Genomic DNA, 26432 nt, shown 5'->3' with positions numbered 1-26432 from the left:
GCGCAACCGCGCTGCAACCAACAGCAGGAGCAGCCGGTTTGTCGATGACGGACAGACGAAGAGGAGTTGGCAATGGCGCGCAAATCAGAGGCCGGAAAAGTCGGAGAAACCGCATCCGAAAAGCGCGGGAAGCAGACTGCTGCAAGGAAACTCCGCAAAGAGGTCGGCGACGCGAAGACGATCCGCACCCCGCCGAAAGACCGCGAGTCCGACCTCGACCGCGCGCCGAAATGGGAGCCGCGCTTTGCCGGCTCCGACCGGCTCAAGAACAAGGTCGCGATCGTGACTGGTGGCGACAGCGGCATCGGCCGCGCGGTATCTGTGCTGTTCGCCCGCGAGGGCGCGGACGTGGCCATCGTCTACAAGAGCAACAAGGCCGATGCCGAGGAAACGGCGGCGATGGTGAGCGCCGAAGGGCGCACCGCGATCCTCGTCAAGGCCGACGTCGGCAAGACCAGTGCCGGAAAGACAATCGTGGATAAGGTCATGAGCAAATTCAAGCGGATCGATGTCCTTGTCAACAATGCGGGCGAGCAGCATCCGGCGGGCGATATCCGCGACATCAGCGCGGAGCAGCTGCAACGCACCTTCGCCACCAATATCTTCGGCATGTTCTATCTTGTGCAGGCGGCGCTGCCGCACCTCAAGAAGGGTGCGGCGATCATCAACTGCACCAGCGTGACCATGTATCAGGGGAGCGGCGGCCTGCTCGATTATAGCGCGACCAAGGGCGCAATTACCGCCTTCACGCGCTCGCTCAGCGAGAATCTGATCGAGAAGGGCATCAGGGTCAATGCGGTCGCACCCGGTCCGATCTGGACCCCGCTCAATCCCCGCGGCGGAGCGCCCGCCGAAAAAGTCGCAAGCTTCGGCGAGACCACGCCGATGAAGCGGCCGGGCGAACCCAATGAGGTCGCACCGAGCTTTCTCTTTCTCGCCTGCGACGACAGCAGCTACATGTCGGGCCAGGTGCTCCACCCGAACGGAGGCACGGTCGTAAACGGCTAAAGCGCGACCGGGACGAATATCGAGACTGCGCCATCGGGGCGAACGGTTCGCCGGGCATTGCGCACGATGCGGCGCGTTCGTCCCTGCGCCCCACTGCGACGTCTTAAATGTCGCGGACCTTGTGCCTATATCGCCGCCATGACCACGCCACCGCTTGAACTTGGCAGGCGGACGCTCTTCGTGTCCGGCGCTGCCGCGCTTGTTGGCGCGCTCGCGGGATCGACGGTACGCCGGGTCGCGGCGCCGCCGCGCCTCGCCGCCCTATCCCAGCCTCCACCAGCACCTGCACGACCGATCAGCAACCCGGACGGCGCGCTTGACCCGCGGCTTTTGCGACGGGCGCTGGCAGCGCTCGACGAGCATGCAGGGACGATCCGGCATCGCGACCGGATCGCTATCGTCGATTTTTCGGCCCCGTCTTCGGAAGCCCGCTTCCATTTCCTCGACGTCGCAAGCGGCCGCGTCTCACGGCAGCTCGTTGCGCACGGCAGCGGCTCGGATCCCGGCCACACGGGCTTTCTGCACAGATTCTCGAACCTCTCCGGTTCCAATGCATCGAGCGAGGGCGCCTTCCGCACCGGCGACTATTATGTCGGGAAGCACGGCCGCTCGCAGCGGCTCGCGGGTCTCGATGCCACGAACAACAATGCTATGGAGCGTGCGATCGTCATTCACGGCGCCTGGTATGCCAATGAGGATATGATCGGGGCGCACGGAAAGCTCGGGCGAAGCCAGGGATGCCTTGCCGTCGGTGAGCAGTGCCTCGATGACACGTTCGCGCATCTCGGGGTCGGACGGCTCATCTACGCCGCGCGAGCCTGAAACGGTCGCGCACGTTTTCCTTCGCGACAAGGAAGGTCGGAACGGCACACCCACAAACGCGTTACGTCTCCAGTTTTCGAGGAGATAACTGTGCGTTATGGTGTGATTGCGTGTTCGTTGCTTGCCTTGTCCTTCACGCTCTCCGGCTGCGATAGCTCCAGAAATTCCTCACAATCCAGCGTCACCGCCGAAGAGGCGCGATGGACCGACAAGACCGTCGAACAGCTTCGCGAAGCAATCGACCGCCGTGCAGCGCACGGTCTGGACCGCATGGGTTTCGCGATCGAGGGCAAGCCCGGAAGCGTGCAAGGCGATGCGGCGCTGACAAAAAGCGCGCTCCGCTAGCGGCGTCCGCCTGTATCGATTCATGAGGCTCGCATTGCAGCGGCGAACGGGGCCCGCCGACGTCCCGATCACTCCCACGCAGAGCCGAGCAGGTGACCGGGCAGCCACCCGCCCACCTTCGTAGAGAAATCCGTATAACCTGCGTTAATCGGGCCGCGATTTCCGCAGCTTTGCGGCAAGCAGGGGCAACTCGGCCGGTTCCACCGCGTTCGTGCGGACATGACACATCGGCTCTCGACGTTCGGAAAGACGGACCGTTACCGCCCGTCGGCTCGCGGCAACAAGCGCGGCTGCTCGCCCACTCCGTTCCGGAGCCAGTGCCTCACGACCGCCGAATTTCGGCTGCTCGCAGCCGGCGCTGCGATCTGTGCGTCGCATAAACCCGACGCTCCCCAAATCAATAAGGCGATCAACGGCTCCGGATGCCGCCAGCGCGCCGCGAGAAGGTTGAACCCATGACTGCGACAATCCAGCCCGTCATTCTTTGCGGCGGCGCGGGAACGCGTCTCTGGCCCGCCTCGCGCGGCGCGCGAGCAAAGCAGTTTCTCGACATCATCGGAAAAGAGAGCCTGTTCGCCCGGACGCTCGATCGGGCAAGCGGTCCCGGCTTTTCGGCGCCGCTCATCGTGTGCGGAGCCGAGCATGTCGCGATGGTGCGCGAGCAGTCGGAGGGGCGCGACCTTCGGCTGATCGTCGAGCCCGCGGCCCGCAACACCGCTGCCGCGATCGCGCTCGCGGTCGCATCGTCGGCGGATGACGCGCTGCTGCTCGTGATGCCGAGCGACCATGTCATCAACGATGTTGCCGCATTTCGGAGCGCGATCGCGAAAGCGGCCGACCTCGCGCGCGACGACTGGCTCGTCACCTTCGGTATCGCGCCCGACCGGCCCGACACGGGTTTCGGCTATATTGCGAGCGGGCCGCCGCTCGGAGATGACGGATTCGCCGTCGCCCGCTTTGTCGAGAAGCCGCCGCTCGCCGACGCCGAAGCGATGCTTCGCGAGGGTGGCTACAGCTGGAACGCCGGCATTTTCCTTTTCCGGGCGGGCCGCATGCGCGTGGCGATGCTCAGCCATTGTCCCGCCATCTATCGCGCGGCGGAAGCCGCGGTCGCCAATGCGCTGCACAATGGCGATGCCCTCCATGCGGCGCGGGCGCCGTTCGAACAGGCGCCCTCGGAATCGATCGACTATGCTGTGATGGAGAAGGACGCCCGCGTCGCGGTCGTCCCCGTTTCGATGGGCTGGTCCGACCTCGGGAGCTGGCAGGCGGTGCACGCACTCGCCGGCGCCGACGCCGCGGGCAATGCTTGCGGCGACGATCTCTTTGCGCACGACAGCCATAATTGCCTCGTGCGCGCTCCGGGCAAGCGCGTCTCGCTCGTCGGCATGGACAATGTCGCCGTCATCGTCGACGGCGACGATATTCTCGTCATCGCGCTCGACCGATCGCAGGAGGTTCGGGCCGCCGCCCGGGCGCGCAGCTGACGTCGTTCTACCGTTCGAACTCACGCCGGTCAGCGCAGCTGACTATCCTTGCTTCCTCGGCGATTGAACCCCGCGGGGCGGCGCTCGGCGTCGCGAAGCGTCTGGCATCCGACGCAGGTGCGGCTTGCGGGGAGGGCCTTGCGCCGCGCGGCCGGAATGCGCTCGCCGCAGTCGTCGCAATAGTCCGCGCCCGTGCCGGACAGAAGCCGCAGGCGCGCTTCCTTCACGGCGTCGCTCACCGTGTCGTCGATCTGCTCCTGAACGGCGCCGTCACGCGCCCAGCCATTGGCCATTTTCAAGCTCCTTGTCCCGCCCGGGACGCCGGCAATACGCCGTCCGGACAAAGTGGGAACGCGCGGGCGCCTGGTCAAGTTGCCCATGGGGCGGGGAACGAATGCGCAGCCGGATGGTCTTGAGTCCATGGCCAGAAGGACCGCCAGCGACAGCCCAGCGAACCGCGCCCCCTCGTCGCCGCGCAGCGATCGGCGGGATGCGTCTCCCCCACCCTTCCGGGCCGTCCAGCTGGCGACGCTCGTCGACAGCATTCCCGCCGGCAGCGGCTGGGTGCATGAGATGAAATATGACGGCTACCGGTTGCTGATCGCAGTCGGCGGCGGCGAAGCGCGCGCCTATACACGCTCGGGTCTCGACTGGTCGGACCGCTTCGCGCCGCTGCTCGCCGAGGCCGCAAAGCTGAAGGTTCACGCCGCGCTGATCGACGGTGAAGCGGTCGTGCTCGATGCCGAAGGCCGCTCGAGCTTCCAGTCGCTGCAAAATGCCCTCAAGTCCGCCCCTGAAAGCATCGACTATTTCGCGTTCGATCTGCTCGAGCTGGACGGCGAGGATTTGACGGCCCTCCCCCTCCTCGACCGCAAGGCGCGTCTCGCCAAAATCCTCGCCAAGGCTTCGAAGCATATCCGCTACTCGGACCATCTCGAGGGCAGCGGCGAGAAAATGCTCGAGAGCTTCTGCGCCGCGGGTCTCGAAGGCGTCATCTCGAAGAGGGCCGACGCGCGCTACATCGGCTCGCGCGCCGGAAGCTGGCTCAAGGCCAAGTGCATCAAGCGGCAGGAGTTCGTCATCGTCGGCTGGACGCCTTCCGACAAATCGCGTGCGTTCCGCTCACTCATGCTCGGCGTCCATGAGAAGGGCGTGCTGCGCTACGCCGGGAAGGTCGGGACAGGCTTCGATACCGCGGAGCTCTTCCGCCTCCAGGCGATGATGAAACCGCTCGCACGGAAGGAGGCGACGGTGAAGGCGCCCCGCGCCGAGACCCGCGGCGCGCACTGGATCGAGCCGAAGCTCGTTGCCGAAATCGCTTTTACCGAGATGACGAACGAGGGCACGCTCCGCCACCCGAGCTATCTCGGGCTGCGCGAAGACAAAAAGGCGGAGGCGGTCGTCATCGAAAACGAAGCGCCGGTCGCCGAGGTGGCGCACGCCTCGCCCGTTCCGATCAGCAATCCCGACCGGGTCATCTATCCCGAAGCCGGGCTCACCAAGGGCGAGCTCGCAGCCTATTATGCCGCGGTCGCCCCGATCATGCTGCCCTGGGCGGGTTCGCGTCCGATCAGCCTCGTCCGCTGTCCGCAGGGCCGCGCCAAGAAATGCTTTTTCCAGAAACATGATGCCGGAAGCTTCGGCGATGCGGTCAAGCAGGTCGCGATCGAAGAGAAGGATGGCGACGACCAGCCCTATCTCTACATGGATACGGCCGAGGGCCTGATGACCTGCGTCCAGATGGGGACGATCGAGTTCCATGGATGGGGCGCGCGCATCGAGGATGTCGAGAAAGCCGACCGGCTCGTGTTCGATCTCGATCCCGACGTCGGCCTCGATTTCGAGTCGGTCCGCAGCGCCGCCTTCCAGTTCCGTGACATCCTCGAGCAGATGGGCCTTAAGACCTTCCCGATGCTCACGGGCGGCAAGGGCGTCCATGTGATCGCCCCGCTCGTGCCGCGCGCCGAATGGGGCGAGGTCAAGGACTTCGCGAGCCGGCTCGCCCGCGCCGTCGCGCAAATGGATCCCGACCGCTTCACCGCTGCCCTCCCCAAGGCGCAGCGCAAGGGCCGGATCTTCGTCGACTATTTGCGCAACCAGCGCGGCGCGACGGCGGTCATGCCCTATTCGGCGCGGGCCCGCGAAGGCGCGCCGGTCGCCGCCCCCATCAGCTGGAAAGAGATGGAGACGATCGACAAGCCGTCGCATTTCCGCATCACCGACGCGAAGGAGCTGCTGAAGCGCGCCGGCCTCAAGGCGCTGCAAGACTGGGGCCGCGCCGACCAGATATTGCCCGACCTGTGAAGATCGCCACCTATAATGTGAACGGCATCGGCGGCCGCCTCGACATTTTGCTCGGCTGGCTCGCGCAGGCCGAGCCCGACATCGTCTGTCTGCAGGAATTGAAAGCCCCTCAGGAGAAATTCCCCGAAAAGGCGATCCGCGACGCGGGCTATGACGTGATCTGGCACGGCCAGAGCCGCTGGAACGGCGTCGCGATGCTGAGCCGCGTCGGCGAGATCCACGAGACGCGCCGCGGGCTCCCGGGCGATCCCGGCGACGAACAAAGCCGCTATATCGAAGCCGCTGTCGGCGGCATCCTCGTCGCCGGCCTCTATCTTCCCAACGGCAATCCCTGGCCCGGTCCGAAGTTCGATTACAAGATGCAGTGGATAGCGCGCCTCGACGCGCATCTGGCGACGCTCTTCGACCTCGATGCGCCCGTCGTCGTCTGCGGCGACTTCAACGTCATCCCCACCGATCTCGACGTCTACAAGCCCGAGAATTGGAAGAAGGACGCGCTCTTCGCGCCCGAAGCGAAGGCCGCCTATCGGCGCATCCTCGACCAAGGCTGGATCGACGCGATCCGTCACCTGCATCCCGACGAGCGCATTTACAGCTTTTGGGCCTATTGGCGGCAATCGTTCGAACGCAATGCCGGCATCCGCATCGACCATTTGCTGCTCAACAAGCCCGCGGCGAAGCGGCTCGCGGCCGCCGGGGTCGACACGCGCCCGCGAGCGCTCGACAAGACGAGCGACCATGCCCCCGCGTGGATCGAGCTCGCCGAAAGTGCCGCAAAGCGAAAGCGCAAGGCGTCATGACGCGGACCGTCGCCGGCTGGAAGCTACCGCCCGGCGAGCGCGACCGGCTGCTCGAACGGTTCGAGCCGCGCTATGCCGAGCTGATTGCCGACCATGTGACGCTCCGCTTCGGGACCGCCGAGGACACTCCCCTACCCGCCGCACGGTCGGGCGAGATCGTCGGCGAAGTCGATGACGGCGCAGGCGTCCAGGCGCTCATCGTCCGCATCGGCGGAACCACCGATCGCGGCGACGGCAGCCATTATCACATCACCTGGTCGCTTGCGGCAGGCCGCGAGGCGAAGGAGAGCAACGACGTGCTCGCGGCGACGAAATGGCAGCGGGCGCATCCTCCCATCGCCATCGCGCTCGCGCCGGCGCGCTGGGCCGTCTGACGGGGACCGGCAGAGGTGTCGCGGGCTGACGCCGTAGGCGCGCGCGTCGTCGAAGCTGATCGGCCATTGCGGAGGCCGCCGCCTCGATCCCGTCGCCGCCGGTCCTGTCCCCATCGCTATCGCGGAACGCTCGGCGACTGCGCGCATTGAAGGATAATTGGCAAAGGAGTGAGTGACGATGGCTGCGCGCCCTTATTGGAAAGGCCAGATCCGCCTGGCGCTCGTGTCGATCCCGGTCGAGATCTATTCGGCGACGAAGAGCGGGGCGACGATCGCGTTCAACCAGATCCACGAGCCGACGGGCAAGCGCATCAAATATGAGAAGGTCGTGCCCGGCGTCGGCCCGGTCGATGTCGACGAGATCGTCAAGGGCTTCCAATATGCGAAGGACCAATATGTCCTGCTCGACGACGAGGAGATCGAGGGGGTCAAGCTCGAGAGCAAGAAGACGCTCGAACTCACGCAGTTCGTCGAGTCAGAGGATATCGACGAGATATATTTCGAGAAGCCCTATTATGTCGTGCCTGCCGATGATCTTGCCGAGGAAGCGTTCATCGTACTGCGCGAAGCGCTCCGCCGCACGGGCAAGGTCGGTCTCGGCCAGCTCGCGATGCGCGGCCGCGAATATGTCGTGAGCATCAAGGCATGCGGCCGCGGCCTCGTCATGGAGACGCTGCGCTATGCCGACGAGGTCAACAAGGCGGCGAGCTATTTCCGCGACATCGCCGACAGCGATCCCGACGAAGACCTGCTCGATCTCGCGACGACGCTCATCGACAAGAAGACGGGCAAGTTCGACGCGAGCGATTTTCATGATCGCTATGTCGAGGCGCTGAGGGAGCTCATCGAGCGCAAGAAGAAGGGCAAGACGCTCAATCTCGACGACGGGAAGGACGAGAAGGCGCCGAGCGGATCGAATGTCGTCGACCTGATGGCAGCGCTCAAGAAGTCGATCGGCGACGGCGGCGGCAAGGCGAAGGCCGCCAGCGCGAGGAAGGCGCCCGCAAAAAGGGCCCCGGCGAAAAAAGCGCCCGCCAAGTCCGCCGCGCGCAAGCGCGCATGAGCGGCGCCTTCGCAGTGACGAGGGTCGCCGGAGTGTCAGGCGCCGGGCCCGAACCGCCTGCGCGACGGGTCGCGCTCACACCTGAAATTTTCCTTGATATGCGCGTTGAAGAAGGCGCCGGGCGATTCTGCGGCGCAGAGCCCGTCGTAGATCGCGCGCGGGACGTCATGATAGAGATATTTGCCGCTGTCCCGGAAGGTGATGCAGAGGACCGACGCCGCCTCGTCATAGGCGACATGTTCGATCATGCTCGATCGGGTGAAACGGCGCGCGCGCATGAAGGCAGAGCGCGCCGCAGCCGCGCCGGTTCCCGGCGAGGCGCTGGCGAGGGCGCGCGGCGGGGAGAAACGGGCCACTCCCCACAGCCCGGCCCCGCCATCCCTTTCCGGCGCTGATCGATGGCGACCGAGCCGACAGCCGACGAGCTTCGCGCCATTGCCGAACATCGCGGGATGAAACTCGTGCGGTCGAGAAAGCGCACGCCGGGCGTCGGCGACTATGGAAAGTTCGGCCTCACCGATGCGGCGGGCAAGCCGCTCCTCGGGATCGGCAAGCAAGGGCTCACGGCGAGCGCTGCAGAAATCGCAGAGTATCTTCGCGGCGGTGCGGCCGACAGCTGGAAGCTCTCGGCCGAACGCGAGCCCGCAGCGAAGCCCGCAAAGAAGGCAGCCAAACCCGCCGAACCCATCGAGGAGCATTCGCCCATCCGCCGACGCGGAAAAGCGCGCACGTCGCCGCCGCCGGCGCGAAGGCGACAGGATCCGCCGCCGCCCCCGAAGGCCAGGCCGGTGCTCCGGATCGTCAAGCCCGACGCCTTGCCCGAACCCGAACTCGGCTTGCGGCCTGCGACGGCCAAGGACAGGAAGGCTCTCGGCCGACTCCTCGCCGAGCTTGCGGATCCGCCAAGGCGCATCTCGCTCGACGCGAACCTCGATGCGATCGGCAAGGCGAACGCCGGCCTTCTCGTCGCCGAAGCCGGCGGGCTGGTCGGATGCTGCGCCTGGGCCGCCGTTCCGACGTTGCAGCACGGCCTAGTCGGCCGCGTCACGCTGCTGCTCGTCGACGGCGATCATCGCCGCCGCGGCATCGGGACAACGCTCCTGACCGCCGCCGAGACGGCCCTCGCCAAGGCCGGATGCGGAACGATCGAGATCATGAGCGACATCATGATCAACAACGCCCACAATTTCCTTCGTACGCTGAAATTCGAGCAGAAGAGCTACCGGTTTGTGCGTCCGGCGGCAGCGCCGTCAAAGGCCCGGCGAAGCTGAGCGCGCCAGCATCAAAGCAGCCATGACGGACGCGAGGCGGCGCTCTTCACTTGCCCCGCCCCATGCCGATAAGGCATCACCGCCGGAACGGAGCAGCGGGCGCCGACGACCTTTCCCTATGCGGCCCGCAGGGTCTGCACATGATCGACCAATGGATGTAATATGTTCGAGCGCCTGAAAATCCTTGCCCAGCATGCGATGCCGAAGCGGCGCCTGACCGAATTCGCCGGCCGTGTCGCCGCGTCGTCGGGTCGGTGGACCCCGAGCCTGATCCGATGGTTCGTCGCCCGATATGGCGTCGACTTGAGCGAGGCCGAGAATTCCGATATTCGCAGCTATGCCAGCTTCAACGACTTCTTCACGCGCCCGCTGAAAGCCGGTGCCCGCCCGCTCGCCGAGGCCGATTTCATCTGTCCGGTCGACGGTGCCATCAGCCGGTTCGGCGCGATCGACGATCATCACATCGTCCAAGCCAAGGGTCACCACTTCACCACTGCCGCAATATTGGGCGGCGACGAAACACTCGCCGCGACATTTCGCGACGGCAGCTTCGCCAATCTCTATCTTTCGCCCAGGGATTATCACCGGCTGCACATGCCCTGCGACGGCGAGCTCTTCCGCATGATCTACGTTCCGGGCGCGCTCTTCTCCGTCAACCCGACAACGGCCCGCGGGGTGCCCGGTCTCTTCGCGCGCAACGAACGCGTCATATGCCTGTTCAAATCGGCAACCCACGGCCATTGCGCGATGATCCTCGTGGGCGCCACGATCGTCGGCAGCATAGCGACGGTGTGGCATGGCGTGGTGAACGCAAAGCGATCCGGAGCCATCTCCGAGTGGTCCTACGCTCCCGATCAAGTCGTGCTGCGAATGGGCGAGGAAATGGGACGCTTTCTTCTGGGCTCGACAATTGTCATGCTGTTCGAGAAGCAGACGATCGCGTTCAACCCCGAGTGGTTTCCCGAACGGCCGGTGCGCCTTGGAGAGGCGATGGGAACAGCCATGCAGAAAAAGGCGGCCGAATAACGATCACCACCTCTGATGGACCAGGCGGCAGCCGGCGTGCCTCGCAGAGCGTCTCGGTCGGCAAGACTGGAGAGTGCCAGCTGGCACAATCATATTGGCCGGCAACGGTCGCGCCGACTTCTCGCCGAGAGTCAGGGCTTGTGCCAGCCAGCCAGAATCCGGGCGCCGGGTTCGGCCTCGATGGTTCCGACGTCCTCGACCCAAAGGCATTCGCCCGCCCGCGCGGTCACCCCGTCTGCGGCGATCGTAGCGCCTAACGGAGTGATCATTGCCCCGTCCTTCGCACCGGCGAGTAGTGACAGGTCATCGCCCCTCAGATGGGCAACGGCAAGATGACGGCTGTCGAGCAACATCGCGCTCACCGCATCGTCGACCTCGCGGCAAAGATGGCTGGGTATAGGTGCGGCAGTCGCTACCGCCGCGCCATCGACGAGGTGCAGCTCGCGCGGGCGGCCGTAGTCGTAGAGACGATAGGTGACATCGACGTTCTGCTGGATTTCGACGAGCGTGACCCCCGCACCGATCGCGTGGACGGTTCCGGGCGGAATATGAAAGAACATGTTCGCGCGCACCGGATGCCACTCCATAAGCGCCTCTATAGCACCCGAGCGAGCGGCATCGGCGAGTTCGCGCTCGCTGAGCGAATGACGCGTTCCGATCCCGAGGACGGCGCCGGGTTCGGCGCCCAGAATATACCAGCATTCCTCCTTGCCTGCGGGAAGTCCGCGTGCCTGCGCTTGCCGGTCGTCGGGATGGACCTGGATCGACAGGCGCTCGCTGGTGAAGATATATTTCACGAGCAGCGGATTGGATTCCGGCGGACGAAACCAGATTTCGCCGACGCGGCCATCGGTCCGTGCGTCGAAGGGCGGAGGGAGCCGATCGACGCCCCACGGCTTCTCAACCCAGATCGTATCAAGCTTCTGCGCTTTCATGGTCTCGTGCATCATTTCCATCCTGGAGCATATGCCGGTTCACTGTGGCGGAGCGCGTCTTCCCAAGAGCGGCCGCGAATGCCGACAGCGCAAATGGCGTCGGCGAACCCCTGAAAAAGCGGGTGAAACTGTTCCTCGCGAGTCGGCATGATATCGAAACAATGGTCGCCCTGTCCGGGTTGCAGCGACTAACCCATGTTGTGACGATTTGGCCGTAGCGCCCCCTGCCTGCACAATCTGTGTCTCCAAGGCTGAAAGTCCTACCCTACGCCCGGGGGCGCAGCGCAAAACTCTTCGCTGCTTTCGGCAGAGTTTTCTCGCACAGGCGACGCTTCAACCCCTTGAAATCTTGACCAGACCTTTCCTACATCCGCGCCGCAGCCGTTCGGGCTGCAACATCCTCAACTTGGCATGGAGAAGAAGATGTCCAGCAAACATATCGATTATCTGCGGCGCGAGCATGCCCGCCTCTGTGGCGCCGCACGGCGCCACAGACCCACCTTATAAAAAATCGTTCGGAGTGCAGTGATGCCCAAGGTCAAGATCATTTCCCTTCTCCTCGCAACGCTCGTTGCGACTCCCGCCCAGGCGATCGACGTCGCCAAGGTAAGGGAAATCATATCCGACCCGAAGGGCCTCGCTGCGCCCGGATGCGCGGCCGGCGCTTTTCGCGGAGGGAAGACTCTCTTCGTCACTGCGGCCGGCTCCGGCGACATAGAGAAGGGCAAACCGCTCGATGGCGACACTCTCTTTTATGCGGCCTCGGTCTCGAAGCAGTTTACCGCGCTCGCCGCGGCCAAGCTGATCGAGCAGAAAAAGCTGTCGCTCGACGACGATGTCCGCAAGTACCTCCCGGAACTCCCTGAATATGAAGTTCCGGTCACCGTTCGGATGCTCATGCTGCACACCGCAGGCATCCGCGATTCGCTCGAGCTGATCCGCCTCGCCGGAATCGACAGCGCAGCCGATACCGACAAGGCCACCGCGCTCAAGCTGTTGTTCGCGCAGAAGAGCACCAACTTCACGCCCGGAATCGCCTACACCTACTCGAACGGCGGCTATTTGCTCCTCGCCGAAATCGTCGAGCGCGTCTCCGGCATGCCGTTCGCAGACTACGCCAAGAAGGCCATCCTTCGGCCGCTCGGAATGAAGCGCAGCTTCTTCATGAACGACGCAAAGCCCGGCGGAACTAACATCGCCCACGGCTACGTCCCGGTGGGCGAGGGGTTCGAGATTCGCGATACCTATCCGACCTTCAGCGGCTCCGGCGGGCTCATGGTCACCATCAACGATCTCGCCCGTTTCGACCGCGACATTGAGGTCGGCCACAAGGTCTGGACGCCAGCGGTCGCGAAGATCATGACGACGCCCGGCACCTTCACCAACGGTGAGCCCGCCCTCGAGGAGCGGACGGGGCTCGTCTATGGCGGCGGCCTGATGATCGGCAGCCGCAACGGCCAGTATTTCGTCCAGCACGGCGGCGGCGCCGAAGCGTTCAAGAACATGTACGCCCGCCTCCCCGAGCGGAAGCTCGGCGTAGCCGTGTTCTGCAACCGCGGTGACTGGGTGTCTCAGGATAAGGCCGACGAGATCATCGAAGTGATCGAGGGCGACATCCTGACGGCCGCGGATGCGTCCGCTGCTGCAAAGCCGGCCCTTGATGACCGCTATCTCTCGGATGAGCTCCAGGCAACCTACGACGTCAGCATCGTCGGCGATGAGCTGAAGGCCGTGGTCACGTCGCCCTACGCCCGCGCGCCAGGTGAGCCGCTCACCCTGAAGCGCAATCCAGACGGCTCGTTCGGCGGGCTCGGCACGCGGTTGATCTTCGACGAGGACGGTCAGGGCTTCACGATCAAATCCTCCCGAGTCCACGCGCTCCGTTTCCGCCGCGCCGACTGATCAAAAGACATCGGGGAGAACCCACTATGACTCTTTCCTCCACCACCTTCCGCGACCGCGGCGCGACGATGGCGAGCGCCCTCGGCTTGGCCGCGGCAATGGTGTCCCTCGCCGCAGCGCAGCCGGCGCAGGCCCAGGCTGTGCGAAACGCCGACTTGGTGATCCAGGGCGGCACCATTTACGATGGTTCGTCCCAGACGCCCATAATCGGCGACCTCGCAATCTCGGGCGATAAAATCGTCTATGTCGGTGCCGCCGCAAAGAACCCGTACAAGGGTGCGAAGGTGATCGACGCGCGCGGCCTGGTCGTCGCGCCGGGCTTCATCGATCCGCACACCCATGCCGACACCTTCCTGACCGGCACCGAAGCAACCACCCGCCTCAACCTGCCGTGGATGATGCAGGGCGTGACGACAATCTTCACCGGCGTCGATGGCCACGGCCAGCCCGGGGGCAAGGTCGACATCGCCGGATTGTTCGACGGCATCGACCGGAACAAGTTCGGCGTCAACGTCGCCGCTTATGTCGGCTTCGGTGCGGTCCGTCGCGCCGTAATCGGCGACGCGGACCGCGCTCCTACAGGGCCAGAACTGGACAGGATGAAGCGCGTCGTCGCCGACGGCATGTGCCAAGGCGCGCTGGGCTTCTCCACCGGCCTCTTCTATGCGCCGCAGAGTTTCTCTAAGACGAACGAAGTCATCGCGATCGCGCGGGAAGCTGCCATTCGCGGCGGGATCTACGACAGCCACCAGCGCGATGAATCCTCATACACGATCGGCGTGGTGGACTCGACCAAGGAAGGCATCGAAATCGGCCGTGCCGCGGGCATGCCGGTTCACTTCGCGCACTTTAAGGCACTCGGCGTCGACGTGCACGGCAAGGGGCCCGAACTGATCGCCACGATCGAGAATGCACGAGCCGAAGGGCTCCAGGTCACTGCCGATCAATATCCGTGGGAAGCCTCCGGCTCCGGCCTCGAAGCCTCGCTGCTGCCGCGTTGGGCCGTCGACGGCGGCCGCGCGCCGATGCTCAAGCGCCTCGACGATCCCGCCGCCCTCGAAATGATCAAGGCCGAGATGCGCGACAATCTGCGCCGCCGCGGCGGGGCGAATTCGTTGCTGCTGACCGCCCCCAATCAGCCCTGGACGGCCAAGCGCCTCGACGAGGTCGCTCGAGAATGGAATTTCGAGCCGATCGACGCGGCGCTGCGCATCATCCGCGAATCCGAGCGCGGCACCTCCGTCGTGTCGTTCAACATGGCCGAGAAGGACATCAAGTTGCTGATGAAGCAGGCTTGGGTCATGACGAGCTCCGATGGGTCCCACGGTCACCCGAGAATGTACGCCACCTTCCCGAGGAAGTACGCGAAATACGTTCTGGACGAGAAGGCGATCTCGATCGCCGAGTTCATCAACAGCAGCAGCGGCCAGACCGCCGACACGTTCAAGCTCGACCGCCGCGGCCACCTGCGCAACGGCTATTTCGCTGATGTCGTCGTGTTCGACCCGAAGAGCTACCGGCCCAAGGCCGACTATGTGAACCCCGAGATGCTGACGCTCGGCGTCCAGGCTCTGCTGGTCAACGGCGTCGTGGCCGTCGAGCGGGGCACTCCAACGGGCGCTGCCGCGGGTCGCGGGCTCAAGCACGTGCCGCCTGCTGGAAGCTGCTCTTGATCGTGGCGGCGGCCGCTTCGGCGGTTGCCAGCCGCGTCTGAGGAACTACGGCCGCATGGTGACCGGAGAGGTGGCCTCCTGTGCGCATTCCGCGATGTCCGGTGCAGCGGAAGCCTTGCTCAAGGACGGTCGGCTCATCCTGCAGCAACTCTACAGCCTCCCCGCCGCCGGAGCCGATGTCGCTTTGCGCCTCGCCGCCGGAGAGTCGCGACAGCATCGCCGTCGGCCGCGACGCAAGTCTCGGAACGGTGCGCGCGCAGCTCAAATCGGTCTTCGCCAAACTTGGCGTCGGTCGTGAGGTGGAACTGGCAGCGATGCTCGGAAGTCTGTTACACCGATAGAATGCAATCCTGATTCGGGGCTCAATGGCGGTTAGACGAGCGAGGCCGCCTGTTTCTGGCCGGCTGGAGACGGTCGGTTTCTTTCGTGAAATCGTTGAAGCGGACGTTGGCATTCCGCGCGAGCCGTCTACACGGTCCGAGATACACGGTCCGAGAAGTGCCCGACCCATCAGGTGGATCGCAATGGATCAATAAATGCCCTGTGGACGAGAAGGTTGATGCTGTTTCGATCGAGCCATGTCCTCGCTTCGCCGTCTCTCGCCTTGGCGTTCGGCGGCGACAGCCAATGCCAACGCACGGGGTTGGAATGACGGAGCGAATGGGCGCGACGATCGGCGGCTTTGCGTCGCCGTTCCGGGTTGTCCGAGCGCCGCTGGATCAAAAGTCCGAGCTGGCTCAACGCACCCGAGATATAGAGGCCTATTTCGTTCTGGATCGCAGGGGACAAAGGGGCCGGTTCGCCAGGCGCCCTCCAAGACGAAGGTGAAGCAGCGCGGATTGCATCGATCGACACGCTCTGACCCGCGTTGTGCACAGCCGCGCCGCCCGTCTGTTGACATGCCAGGGACTGCGAGGACAGCTACGCGCCCTTGCGCTATGACAGACCTAGGCCCGCCATGATCACAAAGGACCAGCAGACCGCCGTCTTCGATCTTTTCCTCGATGCGGCAGAGGCGAAGGCCCGCGCCGCCGACGAGCTCGAGAAACGCGGCGGTGATATCGACACCGTCTGGCGCCTTCGCCAGGCAGCCAGCGACAATTTCCGGCGCGCCGAGCTTGCCGCGCGCGACCTTGGCATTCTTACCGCCGAACTTCAGGAAGCGCTCGACCTCGAGCGGCGCCTTGGCGAGCAGCGCGATCGCGATCGGAGACGGCGCTAATATCACTACCGAAGTCGCGTCGCAGGCCACGAGGGATGAGGTGGATTTCGCACGTCGGCGCTACAGCTTGGCGTTCAGGGCGGTCACGAGCGAGAGCTGCCGCCCCGGCGCTGTCTGCTCGGCCATAAGCAGCTCGCCATGCGACGCGCGCATTCCAAGAATGCGCTGGAAAAGCTTGCCGACGCGCATGCGGGAGATTTCCTCGACAATCTCCGCCGTCCCGGCAACCGCCGCCTTCACCGCGCCGCTGACAAATTTGAGATTATGCGCGCTCATATAGCGCTCATAGTCGGCGAGCGTATCGCTCACATGCTCGGCGGCGAGCGCCGCTGTCATGCCGGGCTTCGCAAGTTCGGAAGACCAGAGCCTGAGCTTCCGCGCGCGGTCCTGCAGATCCTTGTCGCCCTTGAGATCCAGGACCGCCTCCCAGCCGCAAGTCGCTCCCGGAAGCGTAACCTTATCGATCGCGATATGGATGATCTCGCCGAAATGAACGCCGTCCGCCGGCGCAAGGTCGAGAATCGGGATCTCGCAGTTCGCCGCCGCGAGGCCGCCGGTGGCGTTGATCGCCGCAGCGTGCGCACGGAGGCGAAGCCCGCGCCAGTGGCGCGATAGTTCGGACATGCGCAGCGTATCGGGGGTGTCATCGGACCCGGACAGCAGAATTTCGACCGCCTCCGCCGCCCTGCGGGTCACCGCGTCATATTCGGCGAGGAACGCGTCCGATAGGCGCGAGCGAATGGCACTGATATTTTCGTCGATCGAAAGGAAGAATGGCGTCTCGAACAGCGATTCGAGCTCGTCTGCGAAGGCCCGATCCTCGTCAGACCGGAATTGGCGCCCGGTGCGCCAAGTCTCGATCATGCGCGAGCCCCCGCGAACCGCGATTCGCTCGAAGAACAATATGTCGCGTTTGAGGGTAGAAGGTCCCTCCTTGATCAGCGACGACGCATCGACAATTCCCAGCATGCTTGCCCCTCTCGGTCCGTCCCACGCGCATGGTCTCAAAAAGGCCGGTTTCGCCTGCTGAACTTCTGCGCCAAGAATGCGTTGCGGACTAATGGCTTCGACATATCCTGTCACCCACGGACCCATCAGAAGCTTCGAAACCGGCTCCAGGCGCATCAGGCTCGCCAACGCGGGATTGGCGCGGCTGTGGAGAGCGTATCCAAAGATGCAACCGGCCCTCGATCAGACTGAGATTCTGAAGAGCGCGTGCCGCATGGCCGGTGGCCCATCTGACCGGCTTTCCTCCGAATGGCGCGCGCGCCTTGAATTGCTTCTCCGTGATCTCGACACCGGCGCCGGCCTGACACCGCTCGGGCGAACGCTCGCTTACGGGCAGCTTGTTTCGGCCACCGCCAACATGGTCGGCATGCACCGTTTGTGGGCCCAGCATCCCGAGATCGACGCCGTACGGATCGAGCGTCCGATCATCATCGTCGGGCAGATGCGCTCGGGAACGACGCGCATGCAGTGGCTTCTCGCATGCGACGAGCGCTTCCGTTTCACGCGCTTCTACGAGAGCTGGGCACCGTTCCCGCGTATCGCCGCGAACAGGTTCTTCGACGATCGAACTTGGCGCGCCCGGGTCGCACTGGTCGCGGCGAAAGTCCTCAATCCCGAATTTCAGACGATCCATCCTACGAGCGCAAACGCGGCGGACGAGGAAATCGGATTCTACAACATGTTGATGCTGCCCGCCGCCTATGAGGCACAATGGCGCCTGCCGCGGTTCGTCAGCCACTGCGAGGCAATGGACAAGGCTTCGCTCTATTTCGATTTCCGCCATATACTGCAAAGCATCGCGTGGCTGCGCGGATGTGCAAGCGATCGGCCATGGATTCTGAAAGTGCCACAATTTGCCGAGGATCTCGCCCCGCTGCTCGCGGTTTTTCCAGACGCGCGGGTCATCCATGTCACACGCGACGAGCGCGCGGTTGCCGCCTCTTCCGTGTCGCTCGTGACGAATCAGATGAAGTTGCAATCTGACGATGTCGATCGAGGAGCCATCGGCCGCGAATGGTCGCGCAAGATCGCCTTACGCAAGGCACGGACGGCGAAGGCGTTGTCTGAAACGGCCGGCCCGGCGATCGAGGTCCGCTATGCCGATGTCGAGCGCGATTGGCGCGGCTCGATGCGCCGCGTCTATGCGATGCTCGAAATGCCGTTCGACCAGGCGACCGAGTGTCGTATGCGTCTTTATGTTCGTGCCAGCACGTCCCGCAAGCCCCACCGCTACGACACAGGGGATCCCGCGCGATAAGCTCGTCTGGCCGCGCAGTAAGCGGCATCGTGACGCACGCGCCCGTCAGCAAGCCTAATTCACGTCCAAAGCAAGAATGGCCGATTGCGGACTGGCAGGTTCGAGCCGCGAAAGCGGGAAAGCCGTCGCAGGATAGGCGAATTGGTGCCGGCCATCAGGCTGAAGGTAGGCGGCGGCTCCTCCTCCGGCTATGATTCGAGCGATGAAGTAATGTATCGGCGGGGCATTAGACCGCTGAGGATCAAGGATCACCATTGAGATTTCCGCCATCCCGCCATACGCAATGGCACCGGGAGGAAGTCATGCGAATCCGACTGACATTAGCGTTTGCGGCGCTCATCGCGCCGGTACCTCTCGTCGCGCAGGACGGTTCGATCCCTCTCGACTATCGCGCCGCCCAGCAACGCCTGTTCGAGCGATCGGACGCGATCGCTGCATCCGAAGCCAATGTTCGCGGCAAGGAGGCGCAGGCCGGCGCGACGAGCACATTGGGCCGTCCCGAGTTGGATTTCGAGGCGCAGCTTCTCGACTATCAGAAGACGCTCTATCTGCCTCTGGGATCGCTGGCGCCGCTCGCGCAGCCGTTCGGGATCGAGGACCCGATGCGGTTCCGGCGGCGGGAAACCGCCGTCCGCCCGATTGCAACCGCTACCGCGCCTTTCTATTCGGGTGGCCAGATCGCGGGCGTCAAGGCGGGCGCCCGCGCCCAGCTCGATCAGGCGCGGGCGGAACGCAGGGGGTCGGTCGACCGGGCGCTCCTACAACTCGCGCAGGCCTATTACGGCCAGCAGCTCGCCGAACGGGCGCTCGGCGTGCGGCGCGACGTACTGGCCGGGCTCGACCGGCATGTCGCCGACGCGGTCAAGCTGGAGCGCGAGCAGTTCATCAGCCGCGCCCAGCGCCTTCAGGCCGAGGTGGCGCGCGACGACGCCGCCCGCGAGTTCGAAAAGGCTGTCGCCGACCTCGAGACCGCGAACGTCGCTCTCGCCGGCCTGCTGCGCGCGCCGCAGGGCGTGCGGCCCACGACGCCCCTCTTCGTCCTGTCGCAGCGCCTGGAGCCCATGGAGACCTATCGGACGGCGGCGCTCGACGCGCATCCCGAACTCGACCGGCTGCGCGCGATGGAGGCGCAGGCCGAGGCAGGAATCGCGATCGAGAAATCGAAGCAGCGCCCGACGATATATGGTTTCGGCCAGTATAATTTCGACCGGCGCGACGCGCTGCTGACCGACCCCGACTGGACCGTCGGGATCGGCCTTCGCTACAAGATCGCTTCCGGCATGGGGCGCAACCAGTCGGTCGAGGCGGCGCGCCAGACCGTGCTGCAGGCGCATGCCGGATTGCAGGAAGCGCGCACGCAGATCGAGATCGGCGTTGCAAAGGCTTGGAACGAGGCGGAGGCCGCGCGGCGGCGCTTCCTGCTGCTCGACAGTTCGCTGGAATCGGCGGCCGAGAATCTGCGCCTGCAAAGCCTGTCCTACCGTGAACAGCAGGCGACGTCGCTCGACGTGATCGACGCCGAGCTCGGCCTCGGCCGCGCCCGCATCCAGCATGCGCAGGCGGCGCATGACTATGTGCTGGCGCTCGCGCAGTTGCTGGACGTCAGCGGACAGGGTGCGCGCCTGCCCGACTATATCGCCCGCGCCGACAAGGAGGTCCCGTGAGCGAGACGCCCGTGAGCGAGAAGAAGGCGGAGACGCTGCCGGAGGACGAGCCGGCCCCCGGTCGGCCGAACACCAAGCGCAGGCGCGCGATCGGCGCAGCAGCCGGGATCGCGCTGCTGCTCGCTTTTGGCCTGTGGCTCGCCTATCGCCCGACGCCCGGCGAGATTCAGGGCATGGTCGACGCGCACGAGGTGCGGATCGCCAGCAAGGTCGCCGGCCGGATCGCTGCTTTCCATGTCGAGGAAGGCCAGGCAGTGCGTGCGGGCCAGCTGCTCTACACCATCGACAGTCCCGAGGTCGCGGCACGCTCGCAGCAGGCTGACGGCGCGCTCGCCGCCGCCGAGGCGATGGAGAGCAAGGCGCGCAGCGGCACGCGGCCCGAGGATATCGGGGCGGCGGAAGCGCAATGGCGCCGGGCCGAAGCCTCCGCCGATCTTGCACGCACCACATATCAGCGCACCCAGCGCCTTTTCGACGAAGGCGTGCTCGCGGGGCAGAGGCGCGACGAGGCCCGCACCAATGCAATCGCGTCGAGCGAGGCCGCGAAGGCGGCGAAGGCGCAGTACGACCAGGCGCTGGCGGGCGCCCGCCGCGAGGATCAGGCCGCCGCCGGGGGCCAGACCCAACAAGCGCGCGGGGCCGTCGCGGAAGTCGAGGCCGCCGCCGAGGAAACCCGCATCACGGCGCCGATGGCGGGCGAGATCGGCCGCCGCCTCGCCCAGCCCGGCGAACTGGTGCCGCAGGGCTTTCCCGTCTTCGTGCTGACCGACACCGCGCGTCCCTGGGTCACGCTCAACGTGCGCGAGGATCAGCTGCGCGGGCTCGCGCGCGGCACCGAAGTGACCGGCCGCATCCCGGCGCTGGACGACCGGCGCGTCCGGTTCCGCGTCGCCTATCTTGCCCCGGCAGGCGATTTCGCGACATGGCGCGCGACGCGTCAGTCGAGCGGGTTCGACATCAAGAGCTTCGAGGTTCGCGTCCGGCCGGTCGCCCCGGTGCGCGGCCTGCGGCCGGGCATGACCGTGCTATTCGACTGGCCGCAATAGTGCCGGACGCGCGCGAAGCGTCGGGACCGGCGGCGGCCTTTCGCGAAGGTTTCCGGCGGGAAATCCGCTTCCTCCGGTCGAGCTTCTGGGATTTCGCCCTCATCAGCTGGATTCCCCTGATGCTGATGGCGGTGGTGGCGGTCCAACTCGCACCCGGCGTGATGCGCGACCTGCCGATCGCGGTGGTGGACGAGGACGGCGGCGCCATCGCCCGCGAGCTGGTGCGGCGGTTGGACGCGTCGCCCGGACTCCGCGTCGCGGCCCGTCCGCCCGACATGCCCGAGGCCGAGCGGCTGGTGCGCTCGCGCATCGCCTATGCCGTCGTGCTGGTCCCGCGCGGAACGCAGCGCGCCGTGCTGCGGGGCGAAACCGCCGGCCTCACCATCTTCTACAACGCCAGCTATTCGACGCCGTCGGGCGCGGCGCTGCGCGACATCGGCGATGTCGTGCAGGGTCATGCGGCGCGGCTCGCCGTCGACCAGCAGGCCGCGATCAAGCCGGGGAAGGTCCGTCCGCCGCCGGTCGCCGCGCGGACCACCATCCTGTTCAATCCGCAGGGCAGCTATGAACTGCAACTTGTCGCGCTGCTGCATCCGGCGCTGCTCCACCTCATCTTCATGGTCGCGGTGGCGAGCGCGCTCGGCCGCGAGCTGCGCGACGGGACCATCGGCGCCTGGTTGGGCGGCAAGCCGTGGCCGGCCGCGGCCGCGGCCGTCGCGGGCAAGGTCGCCATCTATATCATCGTCTTCATGGGATGGGGGGTTCTGGTCACCTTCTATCTCGCCGGGCTTCGCGGCTGGCCGGTCCTCGGCAGTCCGATGATGATGCTCGCGGGCTATGCCGCCATGTATCTCGCCTATGTCGGCGTGACGCTGCTCGCGATCGGCCTGACGCTGTCGATGGGCAAGGCGCTGTCGATCGCGGGCCTCTATGCCGGCGCCTCCTTCGCCTTCGCGGGCGCGATCTTCCCGATCGAATCGGCGTCGGGCTTCGCGCGGCTGTGGAGCGCAATCCTTCCCTATACCGCCTTCGCCAAGCTGCTCGCCGAACAATGGATGATGGGGTCACCCGCGGCGGTCTCGCTGCCGCATATCTTCGTCCTGCTGCTCTTCCTCGGCGTCGGCGCGGCCGCCGGGCTGCCGCGCTACATCGCCGCGGCGGGAAACCCCGCCGTCTGGGGGCGCCGATGACCGGACGCGCCTTCCTCGCCACCTTCCGCGCGATCCTGACCGACAGCACGGCGATCATGCTGCTGATCGGCTCAGCGATCCTCTATTCCTTCTTCTACCCCAGCGCCTATTCGGGCGAGGTGCCGACCCGCATCCCGATCGCCGTAGTGGACATGGACCATAGCGGCATGAGCCGCTCGCTGACCGCCAGACTGATCGCGCTGCAGCAGGCCGAAGTCGTCGCGCGTCCAGCATCGCTTGCCGACGCGCTGCGCTGGATCGAGGACCGACGCGCGAGCGCCGTCGTCGTCATCCCCGAAGGGTTCGAGCGGCATATCCGGCGCGGCGAACAGGGAAAGGTCGCGCTCTACGGCAATGGCGCCTATCTGCTGCGCGGCAGCACGGCGCTGGCCGGGGTCGGCACCGCGCTGGCCGACCTGGGCCGCGCAGCGGCGACCGATCAGGCAATGATGCTTGGTGCGCCCGCCCCGCCGGCGCTGGGCATGGTCCAGCGCCCGCTGTTCAACACGCGCGAAGGCTATGGCAGCGCCATCTTTCCCGCCGTCACATTCGTCATCATCCACCAGACGCTGCTCATGGGGCTGGCGATGCTGGCGGCAACGATGCGCGAACAGCAGGGGCCGCTGGCCTTCAGCCCGCGCGGGCTGCTGGGGATCGCGCTGGCCTTCTTCGTCATCGGCTACGCGAATGTCGTCTATTACACCGGCTTCGTCTTCTGGTTCCAGGACATGCCGCGCGCCGCGGGCACCCTCGGTGCGCTCGCGGTCGCGAGCGGCCTTTTCATCGCGGCGACGGTTGCGGGCGCGCTGGCGCTGGCCAGCTTCTTCAAGGTGCGCGAACGCCCGATCCAACTTTGGATCATCACCTCGGTCCCGATCTATTTCCTCGCCGGCCTGTCCTGGCCGGCCGAGGCGATGCCGGATTGGCTCGCGCTGCTCGCCCGGCTGCTGCCGACGACGCCCGGCATCCACCTGATGGTCGGCATCAACCAGATGGGCGCCAGCCTGTCGGAGCAGACGGCCGAGCTGGCCAACCTCGCGGCGTTGACCCTTCTCTATGGCACCGTCGCGGTCCTCCGCTATCGCGTCCGCCCCGTCGGCGGGGAGAAAAAGGCAGATTCAGGTAGCCTACAGGGATAAGAGCATCTCAGACGAACGTCCGCTCTCGAAAGCGCCCGTTTCGCCTTTGGAATGACGCATCTCGGGCGCAAAGCCGCCTGAGAGATGCTCTCAGTTTGGATGCATCTCTGGTCGACGGCCTCGCACTTATCAGCTGCGACGCTAAGCTAGGCCACGGAAGTTCAGCGGGAGTGGCGATTTGCGTCCGATAATGACTTTGGCGGTTGCCGCCACCTTGGCGGCGTGCGGTCGAAGCGAGCCGCGGAGTCTGCAGTATTTCGAGAGCCATCTGGAGGAAGCGCGGGATATCGTCGCTGCGTGTGAGAATGATAGTAAGCGTGTCCTGAAGGCCGCAGCTAGGCGGCCTGAGCGATCTGCTGCTGCTCTGGCTGCCAGTTCCACGGCATAAGGTCGCCCCAGCGGGAGGCGGGCCAGCCTGAGGCGATCTTCTCGATGACATCGGCGATATAGGCCTGCGGCTCGACGCCGTTGAGCTTGGCGGTCTCGATGACGGAGTAGATGGCGGCGGCGCGTTCGCCGCCGGCCTTCGATCCGGCGAACAGCCAGTTCTTGCGCCCGATCGCGATCGATCGGATGGCGCGCTCGGCGATATTGTTGTCGATCTCCGCCATGCCCTCGCCCGTGTAGCGGGTCAGCGCATCCCAGCGCTTGCGGCCATAGGCGAGCGCCTTTGCCATCGCCGACTTGGGCGACAGGCGGCGCAGGGCGTCGTCGATCGCGCCGCGAAGCGCGTCGATCTGCGGCCTGGCCTGCTCTTGTCGATGTCGGCGCCGGACATCGGGCGGCTGGCCGCGCACCTCCTCTTCGATCCGGTAAAGCCCGGCGATACGATCGAGCAGGTCGGTGGTGAGTGGCGTCGGACTCGTCTGGTGGCACTCGAAGATCTTGCGGCGGAAGTGCGCCCAGCAGGCGACCTCCTGGATGCGACCTCCCTCGTACAGCTTCTCATATCCGGCATAGCCGTCGGCTTGGAGGAGGCCGGTGAACGGCCCCAGCTCGCTCTGTGGATGGATGCCGCTGCGATCGGGAGTGAACCGATACCAGGCGAGCGCCGGGGTGGCGGCGCCCGATGCGCGGTCATCGACGACATAGGCCCAGAGCCGCGCCTGCGCGGTGCGGCCCTTGCCCGGCACGAGCATCGGCACCGGCGTGTCGTCGGTGTGGAGCTTGGCGGCCTTCAGCCCTTCCTCGCGGATCCGGCTGACGATGGGGTCGAGCAGGTGCGCGGCCTGGCCCGCCCAGCCGGCGAGGGTCGAGCGATCGATGTCGATACCCTGCGCCGCCATCATCTCTGCCTGGCGGTAAAGCGGCAGATGGTGATCGAACTTGTGGACGACGACATGGGCGAGCGTGGCAAAACTGGCCTTGCCGCGTGCTATTGCCTTCACCGGCGCCGGCGCCTGGACGATCCTGTCGCAGGCGCGGCAGCTATACTTGGGCCGGACGGTTCGGATGACGCGCCACTGAACCGGCGCAACATCGAGCTGCTCGTCGCTATCCTGCCCGAGCGGGCGCAGCGCGCCGCCGCAAGCGGGACAGGTGCAACTGCCGGCCTCGGGCTCGATCCGCCGTTCGGCGCGCGGCAGGTGATCGGGCAATGCGCGCACGGGCACCCGTTCGGCGCGCGCCGTGTCAGTCGTTCGGCTATCCGCGACCTCGGCTTCGCCTTCGAGCTCCTCGAGGGCGAGCTCGAGTTGCTCGATCTGCAGCGCGAGCTTCTCCGAGGACTGGCCGAAGGTCATGCGGCGAAGCTGAGCGAGCTGGTGGCGGAGGGTATCGATCAGCGTATCGCGGGCCGCGAGAGCGGCTTCGAGCTCGGCGATCCGGGCGTCCTTGTCGATGCTGGATGAGGCTGGTTCCGACACCCGGAACACCTAGCAAAACGGGGATCGCGAGGCCAGTAAAACCGACGATAATCCGCCACTTTTTACCCTGCGAGCAAGGGCGCCGCGGTGCGTTCGGGACGCCGCCAGTCGATGCCTTCGAGTAGCATCGAAAGCTGCGCCGCGGTGAGGCATACCTTGCCCGCCTTGGTGATCGGCCAGATGAACCGGCCCCGATCCATGCGCTTCGAGAAGAGGCACAGACCCTGGCCGTCGTACCAGAGCAGCTTGACCAGATCGCCCCGCTTGCCGCGGAACGCGAACAGCGCGCCCGAGTGCGGACTCTTCTCCAGCACCTGCTGCACCAGCACCGCGAGGCCGTCGAACCCCTTGCGCATATCGGTGGCTCCGCAGGCCAGATAGATGCGTGTCGTCGGCGGTAACGGGATCATCGGGCAAGGACGGACATCACCCGGGCCAGCGCGTCGGTATCGACCGCCGCGTCGACGGTGAGACGCACGCCCGACGGCAGCTCGATCCCAATGTGGCCGCTGCCTGCCAGCGCCGTGGTCGGCACCGACACCTCGACCTCGGCGAACGACGGCACCGACGCGCGCTTCGCTCCCGTCAGGTCGCCCGCCAATGCCTGCCGGCGCCACGTATAGAGCATCCCGCTGCCGACCGCGTGCCGCTGGCACGTCGCCGAAACCGAGCCGTCGGGGCCGAACGCTTCGCGCAGGATCGCCAGCTTCTGATCCACCGACCAACGGCGACGACCGCCAACGACCGCGATCCGACTGCTCATACGATTACTCATATGACCGGTCACAAGAGCACTCGCTCCCGCCGCTCCGATATCCTCGCTCATCACCGCTCCTCGCAAAGAGCGGCTATCAGCACCCCGCAGCAGCTTTCCGCAAGGCGGCCTTCAGGAGTAAGCGGTGTTCTCAGCCCACGTCGGTCCAGGGCATGAGATTTCCGACGTTGTTTGCAGGGTGACCATTTGCCAGTTTGCTGAGCGTCTGGGTCAGCCAGTCGTGCGGGTTAATGCCGCTGATCTTGCAGTTTTCGA

27 protein-coding genes are annotated in these 26432 nt (G+C 65.6%); 18 read left to right on the top strand and 9 right to left on the bottom strand.

Annotated elements, in window-relative coordinates; translation table 11 throughout:
• Positions 1 to 72 precede the first annotated feature (72 nt).
• From VGN62_RS01625 to VGN62_RS01610, 4 genes are all read left to right on the top strand, one after another.
• Positions 73 to 1008, top strand: a complete 936-nt coding sequence (locus VGN62_RS01625; protein WP_327450512.1) for an SDR family oxidoreductase — start codon at positions 73 to 75, stop codon at positions 1006 to 1008.
• A gap of 138 nt (positions 1009 to 1146) precedes the next feature.
• Entirely contained in the window at positions 1147 to 1830 is a 684-nt protein-coding gene (locus VGN62_RS01620; RefSeq protein WP_327450510.1) for a murein L,D-transpeptidase catalytic domain family protein, read from the top strand.
• A 90-nt stretch (positions 1831 to 1920) separates the two neighbouring features.
• The gene (locus VGN62_RS01615; protein WP_327450508.1) at positions 1921 to 2175 is read left to right on the top strand and encodes a hypothetical protein; all 255 of its coding nucleotides are present in this window, start codon (positions 1921 to 1923) and stop codon (positions 2173 to 2175) included.
• A gap of 455 nt (positions 2176 to 2630) precedes the next feature.
• Positions 2631 to 3662, top strand: a complete 1032-nt coding sequence (locus VGN62_RS01610; RefSeq protein WP_327450506.1) for a mannose-1-phosphate guanylyltransferase — start codon at positions 2631 to 2633, stop codon at positions 3660 to 3662.
• 29 nt (positions 3663 to 3691) lie between these two features.
• On the opposite strand, the gene VGN62_RS01605 is transcribed toward VGN62_RS01610, so the two are convergent.
• Entirely contained in the window at positions 3692 to 3955 is a 264-nt protein-coding gene (locus VGN62_RS01605; protein ID WP_327450504.1) for a DksA/TraR family C4-type zinc finger protein, read from the bottom strand.
• 127 nt (positions 3956 to 4082) lie between these two features.
• Between VGN62_RS01605 and ligD the strand changes: the two genes are divergently transcribed.
• The 4 genes from ligD to VGN62_RS01585 all read left to right on the top strand — a co-directional run bounded on the left by ligD (position 4083) and on the right by VGN62_RS01585 (position 8203).
• Entirely contained in the window at positions 4083 to 5966 is a 1884-nt protein-coding gene (gene ligD, locus VGN62_RS01600) for a DNA ligase D (RefSeq protein WP_327450502.1), read from the top strand.
• The gene (gene xth, locus VGN62_RS01595; protein ID WP_327450500.1) at positions 5963 to 6766 is read left to right on the top strand and encodes an exodeoxyribonuclease III; all 804 of its coding nucleotides are present in this window, start codon (positions 5963 to 5965) and stop codon (positions 6764 to 6766) included. The genes ligD and xth overlap by 4 nt, the downstream gene beginning before the upstream one ends.
• The gene (locus tag VGN62_RS01590) at positions 6763 to 7140 is read left to right on the top strand and encodes a hypothetical protein (protein ID WP_327450498.1); all 378 of its coding nucleotides are present in this window, start codon (positions 6763 to 6765) and stop codon (positions 7138 to 7140) included. The genes xth and VGN62_RS01590 overlap by 4 nt, the downstream gene beginning before the upstream one ends.
• A gap of 178 nt (positions 7141 to 7318) precedes the next feature.
• Positions 7319 to 8203, top strand: coding sequence for a Ku protein (locus tag VGN62_RS01585; RefSeq protein WP_327450496.1), 885 nt, complete (start codon positions 7319 to 7321; stop codon positions 8201 to 8203).
• 35 nt (positions 8204 to 8238) lie between these two features.
• Here VGN62_RS01585 and VGN62_RS01580 read toward each other — a convergent pair whose 3' ends face one another.
• Positions 8239 to 8559: a KTSC domain-containing protein gene (locus VGN62_RS01580; RefSeq protein WP_327450494.1), complete on the bottom strand. Its 321-nt coding sequence runs from the start codon at positions 8557 to 8559 to the stop codon at positions 8239 to 8241.
• 42 nt (positions 8560 to 8601) lie between these two features.
• Between VGN62_RS01580 and VGN62_RS01575 the strand changes: the two genes are divergently transcribed.
• Positions 8602 to 9474: a GNAT family N-acetyltransferase gene (locus VGN62_RS01575; RefSeq protein WP_327450492.1), complete on the top strand. Its 873-nt coding sequence runs from the start codon at positions 8602 to 8604 to the stop codon at positions 9472 to 9474.
• Between the two features lie 162 nt (positions 9475 to 9636).
• On the top strand, positions 9637 to 10500 hold the full coding sequence (gene asd, locus VGN62_RS01570; RefSeq protein ID WP_327450490.1) for an archaetidylserine decarboxylase: 864 nt from the start codon (positions 9637 to 9639) through the stop codon (positions 10498 to 10500).
• Between the two features lie 131 nt (positions 10501 to 10631).
• Here asd and VGN62_RS01565 read toward each other — a convergent pair whose 3' ends face one another.
• A complete protein-coding gene (locus VGN62_RS01565) occupies positions 10632 to 11447 on the bottom strand; it encodes a mannose-6-phosphate isomerase (protein ID WP_327450488.1) in 816 nt (271 codons plus the stop codon).
• A gap of 516 nt (positions 11448 to 11963) precedes the next feature.
• Here VGN62_RS01565 and VGN62_RS01560 point away from each other — a divergent pair.
• Both VGN62_RS01560 and VGN62_RS01555 read left to right on the top strand, forming a co-directional pair.
• On the top strand, positions 11964 to 13337 hold the full coding sequence (locus tag VGN62_RS01560; RefSeq protein WP_327450486.1) for a serine hydrolase domain-containing protein: 1374 nt from the start codon (positions 11964 to 11966) through the stop codon (positions 13335 to 13337).
• A 26-nt stretch (positions 13338 to 13363) separates the two neighbouring features.
• On the top strand, positions 13364 to 15010 hold the full coding sequence (locus VGN62_RS01555) for an N-acyl-D-amino-acid deacylase family protein (protein ID WP_327450484.1): 1647 nt from the start codon (positions 13364 to 13366) through the stop codon (positions 15008 to 15010).
• On the opposite strand, the gene VGN62_RS01550 is transcribed toward VGN62_RS01555, so the two are convergent.
• Positions 14976 to 15290: a hypothetical protein gene (locus VGN62_RS01550; protein ID WP_327450482.1), complete on the bottom strand. Its 315-nt coding sequence runs from the start codon at positions 15288 to 15290 to the stop codon at positions 14976 to 14978. The genes VGN62_RS01555 and VGN62_RS01550 overlap by 35 nt on opposite strands.
• A 678-nt stretch (positions 15291 to 15968) precedes the next feature.
• Here VGN62_RS01550 and VGN62_RS01545 point away from each other — a divergent pair.
• On the top strand, positions 15969 to 16232 hold the full coding sequence (locus VGN62_RS01545) for a hypothetical protein (protein ID WP_327450480.1): 264 nt from the start codon (positions 15969 to 15971) through the stop codon (positions 16230 to 16232).
• Between the two features lie 60 nt (positions 16233 to 16292).
• Here VGN62_RS01545 and VGN62_RS01540 read toward each other — a convergent pair whose 3' ends face one another.
• Positions 16293 to 17201 carry a hypothetical protein gene (locus VGN62_RS01540; RefSeq protein ID WP_327450478.1) on the bottom strand — a complete coding sequence of 303 codons (909 nt, stop codon included), beginning with the start codon at positions 17199 to 17201 and terminating at the stop codon, positions 16293 to 16295.
• Positions 17202 to 17406: 205 nt separating this feature from the next.
• Between VGN62_RS01540 and VGN62_RS01535 the strand changes: the two genes are divergently transcribed.
• From VGN62_RS01535 to VGN62_RS01515, 5 genes are all read left to right on the top strand, one after another.
• Entirely contained in the window at positions 17407 to 18498 is a 1092-nt protein-coding gene (locus VGN62_RS01535; RefSeq protein ID WP_327450476.1) for a sulfotransferase, read from the top strand.
• Between the two features lie 302 nt (positions 18499 to 18800).
• Complete coding sequence (locus VGN62_RS01530; RefSeq protein ID WP_327450474.1) at positions 18801 to 20162, top strand: TolC family protein; 1362 nt, start codon at positions 18801 to 18803, stop codon at positions 20160 to 20162.
• Positions 20159 to 21208 (top strand): HlyD family secretion protein, encoded by a 1050-nt coding sequence (locus VGN62_RS01525; protein ID WP_327450472.1) that lies wholly within the window; start codon positions 20159 to 20161, stop codon positions 21206 to 21208. The genes VGN62_RS01530 and VGN62_RS01525 overlap by 4 nt, the downstream gene beginning before the upstream one ends.
• Positions 21208 to 22398, top strand: a complete 1191-nt coding sequence (locus VGN62_RS01520; protein WP_327450470.1) for an ABC transporter permease — start codon at positions 21208 to 21210, stop codon at positions 22396 to 22398. The genes VGN62_RS01525 and VGN62_RS01520 overlap by 1 nt, the downstream gene beginning before the upstream one ends.
• The gene (locus tag VGN62_RS01515; RefSeq protein WP_327450468.1) at positions 22395 to 23537 is read left to right on the top strand and encodes an ABC transporter permease; all 1143 of its coding nucleotides are present in this window, start codon (positions 22395 to 22397) and stop codon (positions 23535 to 23537) included. The genes VGN62_RS01520 and VGN62_RS01515 overlap by 4 nt, the downstream gene beginning before the upstream one ends.
• A 335-nt stretch (positions 23538 to 23872) precedes the next feature.
• Here VGN62_RS01515 and tnpC read toward each other — a convergent pair whose 3' ends face one another.
• The 4 genes from tnpC to VGN62_RS01495 all read right to left on the bottom strand — a co-directional run.
• Positions 23873 to 25411, bottom strand: coding sequence for an IS66 family transposase (gene tnpC / locus VGN62_RS01510; protein WP_327450466.1), 1539 nt, complete (start codon positions 25409 to 25411; stop codon positions 23873 to 23875).
• Between the two features lie 53 nt (positions 25412 to 25464).
• Complete coding sequence (gene tnpB / locus VGN62_RS01505; RefSeq protein WP_327450464.1) at positions 25465 to 25812, bottom strand: IS66 family insertion sequence element accessory protein TnpB; 348 nt, start codon at positions 25810 to 25812, stop codon at positions 25465 to 25467.
• Positions 25809 to 26228: an IS66-like element accessory protein TnpA gene (tnpA, locus tag VGN62_RS01500; protein WP_327450462.1), complete on the bottom strand. Its 420-nt coding sequence runs from the start codon at positions 26226 to 26228 to the stop codon at positions 25809 to 25811. Before tnpA ends, tnpB begins: the two co-directional genes overlap by 4 nt.
• Positions 26229 to 26307: 79 nt before the next feature.
• On the bottom strand, positions 26308 to 26432 hold a 125-nt coding region (locus tag VGN62_RS01495; protein WP_422663653.1), incomplete at its 5' end, for a transposase domain-containing protein.

The organism is Sphingopyxis sp. (genome assembly GCF_035998905.1).
Taxonomy (GTDB): domain Bacteria; phylum Pseudomonadota; class Alphaproteobacteria; order Sphingomonadales; family Sphingomonadaceae; genus Sphingopyxis.
Note: the sequence above shows the minus strand (reverse complement) of the source record. Positions and strands in the feature narration are given on the sequence as shown.